Origin of the sequence: Parendozoicomonas haliclonae, from assembly GCF_900174585.1 — a bacterium.
Classification (GTDB): domain Bacteria; phylum Pseudomonadota; class Gammaproteobacteria; order Pseudomonadales; family Endozoicomonadaceae; genus Sansalvadorimonas; species Sansalvadorimonas haliclonae.
In genome coordinates, this window is record NZ_FWPT01000019.1 from 1 (window position 1) to 14,652 (window position 14,652).

Annotated in this window: 12 protein-coding genes and 1 pseudogene; 1 reads left to right on the forward strand and 12 read right to left on the reverse strand. The window is 37.2% G+C overall.

Going from position 1 to position 14,652, the window contains the following annotated elements:
- Positions 1-131 (forward strand): annotated as a pseudogene (locus EHSB41UT_RS24385) (IS481 family transposase); the annotation flags it as partial.
- A 137-nt stretch (positions 132-268) separates the two neighbouring features.
- Here EHSB41UT_RS24385 and EHSB41UT_RS23545 read toward each other — a convergent pair.
- The 12 genes from EHSB41UT_RS23545 to rfbG form a co-directional block, all read right to left on the reverse strand.
- The gene (locus tag EHSB41UT_RS23545) at positions 269-1,645 is read right to left on the reverse strand and encodes a phosphohexomutase domain-containing protein (protein ID WP_087113324.1); all 1,377 of its coding nucleotides are present in this window, start codon (positions 1,643-1,645) and stop codon (positions 269-271) included.
- Between the two features lie 20 nt (positions 1,646-1,665).
- Positions 1,666-3,078: a mannose-1-phosphate guanylyltransferase/mannose-6-phosphate isomerase gene (locus EHSB41UT_RS23550; protein ID WP_087113325.1), complete on the reverse strand. Its 1,413-nt coding sequence runs from the start codon at positions 3,076-3,078 to the stop codon at positions 1,666-1,668.
- Between the two features lie 42 nt (positions 3,079-3,120).
- Positions 3,121-4,251, reverse strand: coding sequence for a glycosyltransferase (locus EHSB41UT_RS23555; protein ID WP_133060647.1), 1,131 nt, complete (start codon positions 4,249-4,251; stop codon positions 3,121-3,123).
- Complete coding sequence (locus tag EHSB41UT_RS23560; RefSeq protein WP_087113327.1) at positions 4,248-5,348, reverse strand: glycosyltransferase; 1,101 nt, start codon at positions 5,346-5,348, stop codon at positions 4,248-4,250. Before EHSB41UT_RS23560 ends, EHSB41UT_RS23555 begins: the two co-directional genes overlap by 4 nt.
- 123 nt (positions 5,349-5,471) lie before the next feature.
- Complete coding sequence (locus tag EHSB41UT_RS23565; protein ID WP_087113328.1) at positions 5,472-6,710, reverse strand: hypothetical protein; 1,239 nt, start codon at positions 6,708-6,710, stop codon at positions 5,472-5,474.
- A gap of 88 nt (positions 6,711-6,798) precedes the next feature.
- Entirely contained in the window at positions 6,799-7,881 is a 1,083-nt protein-coding gene (locus EHSB41UT_RS23570; protein WP_087113329.1) for a glycosyltransferase, read from the reverse strand.
- 82 nt (positions 7,882-7,963) lie between these two features.
- Positions 7,964-9,886 carry an asparagine synthase (glutamine-hydrolyzing) gene (gene asnB / locus EHSB41UT_RS23575; protein WP_087113330.1) on the reverse strand — a complete coding sequence of 641 codons (1,923 nt, stop codon included), beginning with the start codon at positions 9,884-9,886 and terminating at the stop codon, positions 7,964-7,966.
- A complete protein-coding gene (locus EHSB41UT_RS23580; RefSeq protein WP_087113331.1) occupies positions 9,886-10,857 on the reverse strand; it encodes a glycosyltransferase in 972 nt (323 codons plus the stop codon). The genes asnB and EHSB41UT_RS23580 overlap by 1 nt, the downstream gene beginning before the upstream one ends.
- Positions 10,858-10,976: 119 nt before the next feature.
- Positions 10,977-12,242, reverse strand: coding sequence for a protoporphyrinogen/coproporphyrinogen oxidase (locus tag EHSB41UT_RS23585; protein ID WP_087113332.1), 1,266 nt, complete (start codon positions 12,240-12,242; stop codon positions 10,977-10,979).
- Positions 12,239-13,126: an SDR family oxidoreductase gene (locus EHSB41UT_RS23590; RefSeq protein WP_087113333.1), complete on the reverse strand. Its 888-nt coding sequence runs from the start codon at positions 13,124-13,126 to the stop codon at positions 12,239-12,241. Before EHSB41UT_RS23590 ends, EHSB41UT_RS23585 begins: the two co-directional genes overlap by 4 nt.
- 9 nt (positions 13,127-13,135) lie before the next feature.
- Positions 13,136-13,564, reverse strand: coding sequence for a dTDP-4-dehydrorhamnose 3,5-epimerase (locus tag EHSB41UT_RS23595; RefSeq protein ID WP_207626747.1), 429 nt, complete (start codon positions 13,562-13,564; stop codon positions 13,136-13,138).
- Positions 13,549-14,649 (reverse strand): CDP-glucose 4,6-dehydratase, encoded by a 1,101-nt coding sequence (gene rfbG / locus EHSB41UT_RS23600; RefSeq protein WP_087113334.1) that lies wholly within the window; start codon positions 14,647-14,649, stop codon positions 13,549-13,551. The genes EHSB41UT_RS23595 and rfbG overlap by 16 nt, the downstream gene beginning before the upstream one ends.
- Positions 14,650-14,652: the final 3 nt, after the last annotated feature.

Here is a 14,652-nt window from a genome sequence, read left to right on the forward strand (position 1 = left end):
GGGATCTGGACGACTGGTTGGATTACTACAATACTCGTCGCACCCATCAGGGCAAGATGTGCTGTGGGCGCACGCCAATGGAAACGCTGATAGCTGGCAAAGAGATCTGGATGGAAAAATTCATCGACTGAATTTGACCTGACAGACACCCTCTTGAAAATCGGTAACTGTCAGATCAGGTCTGAATTACTACATTTTATTTATTAGGGTTAAGGTTAAGCCCCCAACTATGGAGAATCTCTTGCTTAACCCTCAAAAATCCCTTACCTTATCTACGAATCATCGCTAGTAGATCCGTCGTTTTCTCTTCCATTAATAGGCTGTCACCACGGCTTTCTACATTTAAACGCAGAACTGGTTCGGTGTTAGATGTACGGAGATTAAAGCGCCACTCACCCATATCCAATGAGATACCATCTGTATAATCAATCTCTACAGCATCACCCTGATATGTGTTCAGAATAGATTCAATAACTTCAGAAGCATTTTCAACCTTGCTGTTGATCTCACCAGATGACGGAAACAGCGCAATGCGGTTGGCAACCAGTTCAGACAGAGGCAAACCCTTTCGAGCCATCAGTTCTGCAACAAGCAACCAGGGAATCATCCCTGAATCACAATAGGCGAAGTCCCGGAAGTAATGGTGTGCACTCATCTCACCGCCGTAGATAGCATCTTCCTGACGCATACGCTCCTTTATAAACGCATGCCCAGTTTTGCACAGAACGGGAGTGCCGCCGGCTGCTGAAATCTGATCAATGGTATTCCATGTCAGGCGAGGGTCGTGCAGAATTTTTGCTCCGGGATAATGTGCGAGAAAGGCTTCACCCAGCAGACCAACAATATAATAACCTTCGATAAACTGGCCATTTTCATCAAACAGGAAGCAACGATCAAAGTCACCATCCCAGGCAATACCCATATCAGCCTTGTGCTTGATAACCGCTTCAGCTGTCGCAGCCCGACACTCATGTAGAAGTGGGTTGGGGATACCGTGCGGGAAGGTTCCATCAGGTTCATGGTGAATTTTTATAAACTCAACGGGTACATTAAGCTCTTTGAACTGGTGTTCAATAGCATCAACCACATGCCCGGCAGCTCCATTCCCTGCATTAACAACCAGCTTAATAGGCTGCAGGTTATCAGTATTGATATACCCAAGAATATGCTGAATATAAGCAGTCAGAACGCTGCGTTGTGTATAGGCCCCTTTCAGCTCTTTTTCCGGATGCACATCACCAAAATAAATCTGCTCTGCAATTTGTTGAATTTCTCGGAGGCCGGTATCGCCAGAGATGGGCTTACTTTCCTCTCTAACCAATTTCATACCATTATAATCTATCGGATTATGGCTGGCTGTCACCATAATGCCGCCATCAACCTTGAGGTGCGAGGTGGCAAAGTAGATTTCTTCCGTACCGCATAATCCAATATCAATCACATCGGTACCACCAGAGCGCAGGCCATCTGACAGAGCGGTTTTCAGCTCAGGCGTAGAAAGACGAATATCGCCACCCACCACAACAGTTCCTGGTTTCAGGTACTCAGACACAGCACGACCTATGGCCCAGGCAATATCTGCATTAAGTTCATCAAGCAGCCGCCCCCGAATATCATAGGCTTTAAAGCAATCAAGTTTTTTCATTAGCACTATCTACTCGGTAATCAGGAGCGACCATAGGTATCTTCAAAGCGAACGATATCGTCTTCGCCAAGATAACTGCCGCTTTGTACTTCAATCAATTCAAGGTCGAACTTGCCGGGGTTTTCCAAGCGATGGACTTCACCAATCGGAATGTACGTTGACTGGTTTTCTGTCAAAAGAATTTGCTTATCGCCATTCGTCACCAGAGCTGTGCCTTTTACCACAATCCAATGCTCTGCACGGTGATAGTGCTTTTGAAGGGAGAGCTGGGCACCGGGTTTTACTGTGATGCGTTTTACCTGAAAGCGCTCTCCGGCATCAATGGAGTCATAACAACCCCAAGGGCGGTATACCTTACGATGAAGCTTGGCTTCGGATCGCCCACTCGCTTTTAACGCTTCAACAATTTTTTTAACATCCTGAACCTTGTCCTTATGAGCAACAAGGATAGAGTCGTCAGTTTCAGTAATGATTAAATCATCAACACCAACAGTTGCAATCAGTTTCTTCTCACTGCGCACATAAGTATTGCGAGTGTCATGCAGTAGAGTATCGCCAAGGGTCGAATTACCCAGATTATCTTTATTCGAAATATCTGCAAGTGATGACCAAGACCCCACATCAGACCAGCCAGCATCCAGTGGAATCACAACTGCATCAGCCGTTTTTTCCATTACTGCATAGTCAATGGAATCATCTGGGCAGGATTTGAAGGCTTCCTCATTCAGACGTACAAAATCAAGATCTGTATGCTGAACTTCCATTGCACTTTGGCAGGCAGCCAGAATATCCGGACGGTATCTTCCGAGCTCTTCCAGATAGCGTGAAGCTTTGAACATAAACATGCCGGAATTCCAGAAGTAATTTCCGGACGCTAGGTACTGTTTAGCAGTTTCAAGATCAGGTTTTTCGACAAATTGCATGACATTCATGATGGATACATTGTCATCACTCTTATCAGCTTTGATATAGCCGTAACCTGTTTCAGGGGAGGAAGGCACAATACCAAAAGTGACTAGCTTGCCACACTCTGCTGCAGGGAGCGCAGCCTCAATAGCAGCGTGGAAAGCGTCTTTGGAGGCAATGGCATGATCCGCTGCCAGCACGAGAAGTACAGCGTCTTCATTTGAAACCGCTTTCAACGCTGCAAGCGCAACAGCCGGTGCGGTATTGCGGCCAACAGGTTCAAGAATGATAGCCTCAGCACGTGTATCAATCTGGCGTAGCTGTTCAGCTACCAGAAAGCGATGTTCTTCGTTCGCGATAACAACAGGAACAGAGATATAGCTCAGACCATTTAGCCGGGTTACCGTATTCTGAAGCATGGTGTGATCATCCACCAGAGCCAGAAACTGCTTGGGGTACAGAGAACGTGATTGTGGCCAGAGGCGACTGCCGGAGCCGCCTGACAAAATTATTGGTTGCAATGTCATCTGATTATAAAATCTGCGTAAAAAGGTTATTAAATCTATGCTCTAAGAATGAAATACTTCGTTCAGTAAAGTTTGATAGTTTCTTTCGGCTATAGAAGAAGAAAACATCTTATTAAAACGATCTCTGGCATGCTTACCATAAGTTTCTCTAAGTTTCTGATTATTAGCTAACTCTATAATAGCCTCAGATAACTCTTCTGTGTCATTGGGAGTTACAGTAATTCCTGTAACACCATTTAAACTCACCCATGGAACTCCAGAATCTAGCTTCGTATTAATTACGGGCTTACCATGTGACATTGATTCAAGTTGAACTAAACCAAAAGCTTCCGACCTGTGAATAGAAGGAAATATTAGAAATTTGCACTTAGTTAAGAGCCAATATTTCTCACTCTCATTTACAAACCTACCCAAGAAATAAATTTTCTTTTTTAGGGAGTCATTCTCCAAAGCATTTAAAATAGATTCAAATAACTCACCATCTCCTGCAATAACAACAGGCAAATGCAACCTATCACCCAGAGTCTCAATAGCCTTTACAAGGATATGAACTCCCTTATAAGAGGATAAACGCCCAAGAAAAAGAATAAAATCCGATGGCAGCTCTCTTCTAAAATAATCATGTCTAATGGATTGTAACACTGGCTGTTTATGAGAAATACTCAAAGGAAGTATATGAACATTGTCACTTAACTCCCTTAAGAAGGGGCTTTCCTTCAATAAGTTTGGCGATGTAACAGTAATTATGCTTTTTTTAATAAGAATTTTTGTAAAAAAATCAACGAATTTGCGAGAAAACTTTTGCCTGAAAATTTCACTATGCCATGTCAAAATAATTTTCTTAGACTTTGGTATAATAAGAGATCCAATATCAAACAATGGAAAAGGATAATGAGCGTGAATGATATCGTGTTTTCTAGATTGAAAAAAAAGATGAAAGAAAAAAGTGAACGATATCGGCAAACTTAATAAGACACCCAAAGTCGAACATCGGATTACATTAACATTTCCAAAACTCTCTTTTTTTGTAAAAGGCAAAAAACCATTATTACAGCACAATACGGTAACTTTATAACCAGCCAGATTTGCAAAATCCACATAATCTTTCGCAACTGTCTCGATGCCCCCGATAACTGGACAATAATATTTATTCACCATTAGAATGGATTTCACATCAACCTCGAATAAATCGATTCAATATTTCTAACATTATTTTCGATAGAAAAACTATTACATAGCCGTTTCATTTCTTCAATTTTAATTTTTTGAGAAGTTTGCCCCATATACACCAAACACTGCGAAAGTTCTTTATGAATATCTTGAACTTCAAAGGTACTTGCGAGATAACCTGTACGAGCATTAACCAGATCAACATTACCTACACATGGTGTTGCAACAACTGGTAAGCCAACCAAACCAGCCTCAATAATTGCTGTTGGCAAACCTTCAAATATCGCAGTCGACATATAGATATCAAAGAAATGTAAGACTGATGAAGCATTCTCAAAATCACCCCATAAAAATATATGTTCTTTAATTGCCAAACTGTCTATATATTTAACAACTGAATTGTAGTAACCGGCATCCTTTTCTGTTTTACCACCAAAAATGTGTAATGCAAACCCATCCTGATAAATCATTTCAAATACTTTAATGAGCTTAAATATATCTTTTTGGTAGTTTATTCTCGAAAAGCTCACAAAATTAATTTCATATTTTTTGCAGACTTCTGAAACTAGTACTCTACGCTCGTTTATTGGTTTTGGTATTCCATTCGGAATAACTTTTAATTTTTTTGATAAACTAGCATTCACGACCAGTGATTTTATCACATTTTCTTTTTCGGATGGAGACACACAAATAGCTGTATTAACGAGATATAGATAAAGCTTTTCAGTAGCACAATGTACTTTATTCCATTTACCATGATGTACATAAAAACCACGGTAAGTATGTACCAACCCAATAGAAAACAACTTCAATATCAGACTTAAAAGTACTCCATAAAACAATCCCGATTTACCATTAGTATGTACAATATCAGGTTTTTCATTGGCCAATATGACTAGAATTTTAAAAAAGGATATTACTGAAGGTTTACTCAGATCCACATCATAATAAACCGTATGCTTCTTCGCGTCTTTTATAAGTTCACTCGAGTAAGATTTGGACAAAAGAATATTTTTAAAATTAGATTTTGATGCAAACCTTAAGATATTAATTGGGGCTCCACCTGGTTTCAAAATTGGGACAAGATGCATCACTTTCATTCATTAATACTCATTAGCAAGCTAAACAAATAGAACCAATATAGATTTGGAAATGGGATCCAAGAACATTATTTCTCTGAAAGCTTATGGAAAAGCCGCTTCAATTTTAAAACGCCAGTTAGTTTATTTTCCAACCGAATTAAACTTATCAAAAGCTGCTCTTTCTTTATTTTTTTTAAGAATACATATAAAAATAGGGATTATGAAATAAATTACAAAAAATGCATACTTGTTGTTTAGTATTTCTGAGAAGAAAAAAGAAAAAACAACTGAAGATATTATAATGGCTCTCATTATAACTTCTATATTTAAAGCGCGTAATCCAACCCATAAGATATATAGGTTTATAAACATATATAATAATGAAAAAACTCCGAACTCTACCGTCGTTTGTATAAAGTAAGAATGAGCACCAATACCATCACCGATTACTTGAGGGCTTCGATAACCAACTCCTAGAAAAGGTATCAATACATGTTCAAACAATCCCAGTGTTTTAGCCCATATATCGATCCGACCACTCCCAGAACTGATAGATGCTTTCAAAAAATAATCAAATATAGAAGCTAAAAATTTGTATAGAGTTTCATGAAAAAAGATTGCTGTGACAGATAAACTTAGCGAAAAAGCTATAATTCTTAGTAAAGATGCCTTCGCAACATAATAAACCATTAAAAGACCAAGTATTACTAAAGCTGGTTTTGATACTGTACTAACTACAACCACAATTGAAATAATTGCATCGATATAACTACCAAAAGCAAAGCACCTAACCTTTGACTGTGCTAAATAAAAAATAATAACAAAATATGCTAGTGCGGTCGATTCAATAAGCGAAAGTCCAGTATTTCGGTAAAAATGAATGCCAAATAATTCCACAGTTCCACTATTATCAAAAAACTCACCCAAAAAACCGTAAGTATGAAAAATTGAAAAAATCAAAACAAAATATTGTAAAAAAACGACGACATTAGTAATTTTTTTACATACAAAACTTCTCTCGACTTCATCAAAAACAAAAAATAATACAAAAAAAAGTGCAAACCAAACAATATAATAAAAATGATAACCAATTAATTTCTCATAGTCTATCACCAACGAACTAAAGCAAGATACAAGAATCAAACCAATACTGCCAAAAACAGCAAATACAGTTTTAAGAAAAATCACATAGCTATAATCGCGAAATACTACGCTATCAACCTTTAATCCTAGATGACCACCAGACAACAAATAATTAATAGACAACAATATCAACAAAAATAAAACTACAGCACTTAAAATAACGTAATACTTTGTTTCTAAAAGCAGTAACGAAATGACCTGAATTATGGATACTAATATATAAATTTTCTTAAACATAAATGTTTCTTATGCCTGATAGCCCGATAAATAAGTCCTCCAACAATTTATGACTCTATATTGAGCAATTTAGAGGCCACATAAAACATTAACATCTTTTCTCTATCTTTTTTTTGTTGAATAATTCCTCATAACTATCCACCATAGCATCTAAAGAGTATCTATAATCAGGCTTTAATTGATGCTTTTTACTCTTCATGTTGTTAATAGCACCCAGTGCTTCATCAAAACTCTCCAGAGAACTCAAATCAAAGAAAATCCCACAGTCATCATTTATTATTTCGTTCACCCCTCCTTTATATCTATTACTAACAATGAAAGTCCTACAAGCCAAAGCCTCTATAAGAACATTAGGGAAGCCTTCAAAGTGCGATGATGATATAAAAGCATCTGCATTAGCAATGAATGGGTAAGGGTTTCTTTGATTCCCATATAATATAACACGATCTTCAATACCCAGTGTTTTTATTTGTTTATTTATATCATTCTTTAAACTACCATCACCAATAATATGAAGTTTACACTTTTCAATGAAACTAGACCTTGAATACAAACGCAAAAGTTCCTGATATCCCTTTTGGTATTCAAGCTTACCAACGGTAACTAGGTTAATCAAATTAGTATCAAAGTTAACATCAAGAGCTTTAGACAGCTCTAAAATCAATTTTTGATTTGCGCCGTTATTAATCTTACAAACAGTATCTTCCAAAACCCCATAGTTATTTATCAAATCCGATCTCATATCCTCGCTTTGCGCAACTACTGTATCGAATATATTGTAAATAAATCTTGTAATGATTTTTTTTAGGCCAGTGACCGATTTTTCAGAAAGAAGATTTGTTTCACGCGCAATAAATCTAGCTGGACTTTTACTGAGACACTTAGCAATTCCTAAGACTAAATTCATATGCCACAGACTACTGAAATAGACCTTAGCTTTTACTTCTGACAAAAACTTTGCAATTTTAAAGATGGAATATATAGTTCTATCACTATACAGGTATACGATTGACACTTTCTCGTCAATCTCATCTTCAAGCGCACCACCTTTCTTTAAAATACAAAACTGAATTTTATAACCTCTTTTGGCCAATTCATTTGCTAGTGAAACTAGAACTTTTTCTGAACCTCCGACACCTAAAAAAGGAACAAAAAAAACACAATCAATCAATTACTAATACTCCATCTTATATATTTTGACTGGCTAATTGATAAAAGCTTGAATCGATTAAGAAATCATTGATATGTATATTTTACATATGACTGTAATTATTATCTGACATCATCCAACGCTCATACCACATCTGAAAGATTAGAATCACCCAAAGCTTACCAATATGCCTTTTTTTTCCTGCATCATATTCTTTTTTTATTTTCATGATCATATCAACATTAAAAAAGCCATGAATACTAAGAAGCCTTGGAGATAAATAATGATCCAGGTAATGCTTCAATTCATCACTAAACCAGTCAACTATAGGTACACCAAATCCCATCTTTGGCCGTTCCATAATTTCTTTTGGCAGATACTTATGAGCGACTTTTTTCAATAAATATTTTTTAGTTCCTTCATTAATTTTTAAAGAAGGATCGAGTCGCGCAACATACTCAATTAAACGATAATCCAATAATGGTTCACGCCCCTCTAGGCTCACTGACATCGTTGCCCTATCTACCTTTGTTAGAATATTGTCTAACTGATAGGTTTTAAAATCTATCGCCATCATCTTATCGAGATCATTCAAATTCTCATTTAAACTTGCAATATCATGGAATCCCGTTCTTATAAATCCGGCGTTCGCATTTATTAGTTCACCTAGCTCGTCGTCATTGAAATGCATTTGAAGAGTTCGCATGGCTTCGTTCTGCGTTTCAACAGACATTATTGACAAAGCACTGCGATATTTACCTGAAAAGTTGTTGATGAATAGATCTAACCCAAGCTTTTCCGGGTGAATAGAATGGAGAGTTTTTGCGAGAGTTTTTCGTCCAGGAATTCTGTTAAACATCTTATGATAATACTGTGCTTTGGTATATTTATCATACCCCCCAAATAATTCATCACCACCGTCAGCACTAAGTGAAACAGTAACTTGTTCTCGAGCAAGCTTGCTCACCAATGTAGTCGGTATAATAGAGCTATCAGCAAAAGGCTCATCCCAAATTTCGACTAACTTTGGAAGAACATCTAGCGCATCTCTTTGTGTACAATAATATTCCGTATGATCAGTACCTAGGTAATCTGCGACTTTTTTTGCGTGATGCGCCTCATTGAATTTTTCTTCATGGAAGCCAATCGAGAAGGTTTTTATTTTTTCCGTACGATTTGATTGTAACAATGCTGTAACTGTTGAAGAATCATAACCTCCACTTAGAAAAATACCAACAGGAACATCTGAAACCATCCGATACTCACAAGCTGATTTAAGCAAGCGTTCAGTTTCAATTATTGCCTCTTGCTCAGAAATATTCAGCTTACTTTTATTATAATAATCTACTACATCCCAATACTTTTTGATATTAAATTTCAAACTACGAATATCTAGTTCAAGTATATGGCCAGCCTTAAGTTTATGTGTATTTTTAAAAATTGTATGAGGCTCTGAAATATAACCATACTGCAGAAATAGGGCTAAGCCGTTTTTATTAATTTGTTTAGAAAAGTTTGGATGCTCGTGAAAGCTTTTAAGTTCACTCGCAAACATAAATAAACCATCTTGATGGTACCAATATAAAGGTTTGACCCCTGCACGATCACGAATCAAGGTAAGTGTTTGATTTTTACTATCAAAAATCGCTATGGCAAACATACCATTAAACTTTTGAACAGCATCTACCCCCCATTTATGATAGGCTTTTAAAATCACTTCAGTATCTGAATTAGAGTCGAAAGTATAACCATCTTTTTCTAACTCAATACGTATTTCTTGAAAATTATATACTTCTCCGTTGTATACCATCGCTAGAGGATCAAATATCATCGGCTGATGAGCATGACTTGATAAATCTAAAATAGACAAGCGCTGATGTGCTAGCCCAACTTGTGACTTTTCATAATTCTCAAAAAATAAACCACAATCATCTGGACCTCGATGCAATTGAACTTCTGAAATTTTTTTGAGATACTCTACTTTTGACTGTTTCTTTAAATCTACTAAACCCGCAATACCACACATTACCCATCAAACCTTTTTTCTTTGTTCCACTTAGCACACACGCCATCAATAGCTGCTTCTATATACAAAACTATGCTTCTAAATTTATTTTTTGAAACAAAGTAATAAAAATAAGCCATGAAATATTTTATATTCATGCTCAAACCATAATACCGATACCAAATATAATTCCTATTTCTAATATCTATATAGTTTTTAAAGCTGTTTGTTTGCAGATTTAACCTATATTTTCCATTCAAAATCGAAACTTGTCTAACTCTTGATTCTGGATGAAAATGATATGCTTCTGCCACTGTTACAACATTAAATCCTGATTTTTTAGCTCTATTTTCATATTCAACCTCTACCCCCCAACCGTACATTTCATGCTGTGGAAATCCAATTTCATTAACCAACCTTCTTGAAACATATGTTCCATTAAAAGGATTAGCAACTCCATGGATCAAACCATTTTCAGCACTCTTAATCGCATCATCTTTTGTTTTAATTTCAACTAATTTTTTTTTGTCATATAATCCGAAAGCCAATTTATCTGTTTTTTTTTCATCTAATACAACTGGATTTAAAAAATCAGCTTTTTTACTATGAATATCTAGGTTAAAAAGGCATCCTTTATCTGGAAAACCATCATCATCCATCATCCATAACCAGTTGTAATTCAAAGATTCAAAAAGCTGTACACCACGATAAAATGCAAATCCTGGCCCTTTATTATATTTAAATGATAGGTAATGAATATTTATATTATTTCTAATCGAATCGATTTCTGATTCATATTTGTCATTATAATCATTAACATTTTTATCTATATAGTTCGTTTCTTTCAATTTTATTTTTGTTTCAATGCCCGAACCATTATCTATAATAATTATCGCATCTAATTTTAGTGATTGATTAACTAACGCATCAAGACATCTAACAAGTAACTTGGGTCGGTTATAAGTTACCACTAATGCACATCGTTTTATCATATAATACCTTTGAGAGCATATATGTATTGTGCCATATATTTTACCAAAAACATGACATATAATGTTAAAAAATCTAGATGATTATCTTTTTTAAGATAAGGAAGGTCTCAAATAGAAAGTCATAATAGATCTATTGAATAACCACTCATAAAACTCTGGTTACTCCAAAAATAATCCCATTCACCAAAACGTCCACAACTTTTTACAGCATGTGACCTTAAAAAATCCCTCACAATCTTTCTATTGTCTTCCAGTCCACTATCGAAAATTACATTACCCCAAGCCAAGTGTTTATGATGTAAAAATTCTACATCCTCTTCTTTTGCTAGTTTCATTTTTTTCAATGCATACATTACATTGTTTTTTAGCTCATCTACAGAATACTTGCTATCGCGCCCTCTACTATAAATTTCAAACTGTAGTGAACTGCACCCCGGAGGTGCATTATCTGGTGACTTTACAGATGGAGAATACGCTCTACTAGCATAAACATCCTCATCATAAATATAAAACCACAAATCTTTAGTTATTATTCTATTAAAGCCTACTGAAATAAGATCAATAGATGTAGCAATTAACCTACTCGCGGCATCCCTAACTCTAGCTGGAACGCCCTCACATAGCCCTACAAAAAGTGGTAATGGTATTGTATTAATTAATGTTTGATACGATACAGATTCCCCACTATTGAAAGTGACAATCCTCTTCTTTAAGTCAATATTCGTCACTCTATGATTACAACGAATATCTGCTTGTTCAATAAGGGGCTTGATAAAGGATTTAAATCCACCTTTTACAGGATAACGCATATCCTTTGTATAATAGGTGTTAGGGGTGTTCTCTGTGTAGGTCCCATAGAGTATCTCAGTTAGATTTGCTCGCCTCATTCGATTACCAATCCATGTCGTTGATAATCGTGATGCTGGAGTGTCCCAGTACTTTTTGGTGTATTTCAGGGGGTAACGCTCTGCTATTGCATCGCCATACTGATGTCTCAACCAACTCTCATAATCATCACCAGATAAAACTTCCGATCTATTTATAAAGGACTGCACCAGTGCAACTTTATCTTCAACCGATAATGGATATAGGTTATTTTGTACGGGATGTTTAAGCCACCTATCCTCCTCAAAATTACGAGAATCAGCTGGGTGAGTGTAATAAGGTGTGCGATCAAAAATTGATCTTACTTCTTGTTCTTTTGCAAAACTAAGATGTACTGCATTATCAAATCGGTATCCTTCCACCTCAAAATTATCGAGCAAGCCACCTGCACTTGACCTCTCTTCAAAAATGATAGAATTATGCCCCAGCTGTCTAGCCTTTAGCGAAGCTCCTAGGCCTGCGACTCCAGCTCCAAGAATCACAACATCAATATTTCTCATAGCTTCCTACTCAGCTTTTTTTTATGGATCCATTGATGTAAATCATTTTCAACATATTCCCTCAAAGCATCTTGCCAACTCCTCATCGCAGGATAGCCCAATAGCTCCATCTTTAAATTTTGAGCTGCTTCATTATTGGACACTTTTGCCTGGCGGCCAAAACTATTAGCGCTGCAAGGAATAACATCAATAGGAATATCTGCCATCAACATGATCTGTTTAACATAATCAAAACGGCTTACCGCACCCTCATTTACGCAATTCATGATCCCTACCTGCTGATTTTTCAGGAGTGTCAATATTCTTTCTGCTAAATCATTACTAAAAGTGGGATTACCAACCTGCGTCTTGTTAGAGTTGATTTTCTGATTAGCTAACAATCCTTCCTCAATACGTCTTGCAACAAAATTTTTTTTCGCTTCTGGCTCCCCCCCAAAAAGCCAACCTGTTCTGATAACGAGTGCCCCCGGAAGCCATTTCAAAATCTCACCTTCGGCTAGCCACTTAGAACGATGATGCTGGGTGGTGGGTTGCACTGAATCATATTCATGATATGGTTCAGCTTTATGATTACCATATATACCTGTACTTGAAATAAACACCATTCTTACATGTGCATGATAGCAGGCATGTGCAAGAAGCTCAGTTAATAGTACATTATCCCGGTAGCACATTTCAGGGGCCACTTCACACTGCTCCACATTGGTATTAGCTGCCGTGTGTAACAAATAGTCATAGCCTTGGAGTATTGATGTGTTCCGTTCTGATCTAGACCAATTTATTTGCCTTCGGTCCAATACATCACATGTAATACCTGAGCGAGCAAATATTCTTATTATACTCGAGCCAAGGATACCACTGGCACCGGTTAGTAGTACTTTCACTGTTTAAACCTAAGATAGTGGAAAACGATTCAATTCAAAGCTCTCAGCTTCTAGAGGATCATGTGGAAGACTTGCAATATTGAGAACAAGGTTAATTGCTTGCTCTTCGCCTCGAAAAGCAACCCAATAGCCTGGCTCAATTGTTAGTCTCGCATAATGCTTTCCGCCTAACGTAATGCTTTCAGTTTTACCTTCTTTCTCACAATGAATAAAAAAAGTAACATCTCCAACAGGTACTACCAGATTCATACGCATTCGGGTATGTTTTTTCCATCCCTTAGTAACCCCTGCATAGACTGACGTAAAATAGGCTTCACCAAAGTCAGAGTAACTTGATTCACTTCGTTTCAGAACGTGAAAAATATCACCTTTTGAATGATGTACTTTATTGAGTGGCGTCACGATAACGCCTGGGAACAAAGTTACTCCTTTGTCCATACAAGCCCCCGCTCTTCTGCAAGTTTTTCGTACTCGTGAATTTGCTTTAGAGTTTCATCGAACATATCCTTATGCTCATGATAATAGCTGTAATACCACTCACTCACAAAGCGGACACATTCTTTGTAAGCTAAGTTCGCTTCCCACTTGAGATGAAACAGTGCTTTATCACAATTCAGTTTAAGTAGACCTGCTTCATGGAAAGGAACATTGGCTGTAACTTTATAGGCTTCTTCAGTGTGTTTGAAACTCCAATATTTGCTCAAATCTTCCAGAAGCTCTAATACTGTGTGGTTCTGCTCTGCACGGGGGCCGAAATTAAAAGACTCACCATTGAAAGATTTGTCCATCTTCAAAATAGCCCCCAAAGTCAGGTAACCACTCAATGGCTCTAGTACATGCTGCCAGGGTCGAGTTGCAGAAGGGCTACGAATTTCAACTGCACTACCTTCTGACCAACTACGCATACAGTCCGCAACAATTCGGTCCTTTGCCCAATCGCCCCCCCCAATGACATTTCCTGCTCGGCCTGTTGCCAAGCGAACATTGTTATTATTTATAAAAAATGAGTGATAATATGCGTGAAAAATAACTTCAGCTGCCCCTTTGGAGCCGCTATAAATATCCTTGCCACCTACATGGTCAGTTTCTTTGTAACCCCACTCCCACTCCACATTTTCATAACACTTATCTGAAGTCACGATAATCGCGGTACACTCAGGATTAATATTTCGCAACACCTCCAACACAACAGACGTTCCAACAACGTTAGTTGTTATAGTATCAAGTGGATCTTTATAGGACAGGGATACTATTGGTTGAGCCGCCAAATGGAAGACAAAATCTGGTTGAAACTCCTCCACTATCGATTTAAAGCATTCATAGTTGCGCACATCTCCGAAGTGGTGTTCAATTCTTTTTTCTAAACCCAGCTCTTCAAAGATAGAGGGCTGAGTGGGAATTTCATCCGAAAATCCAGCGACTTTTGCTCCTAACTTAAGTAACCAGCATGTTAACCATGAACCTTTAAAGCCAGTATGCCCTGTCACCAGCACACGTTTGTTGGCATATACATTGTTAAACATTTT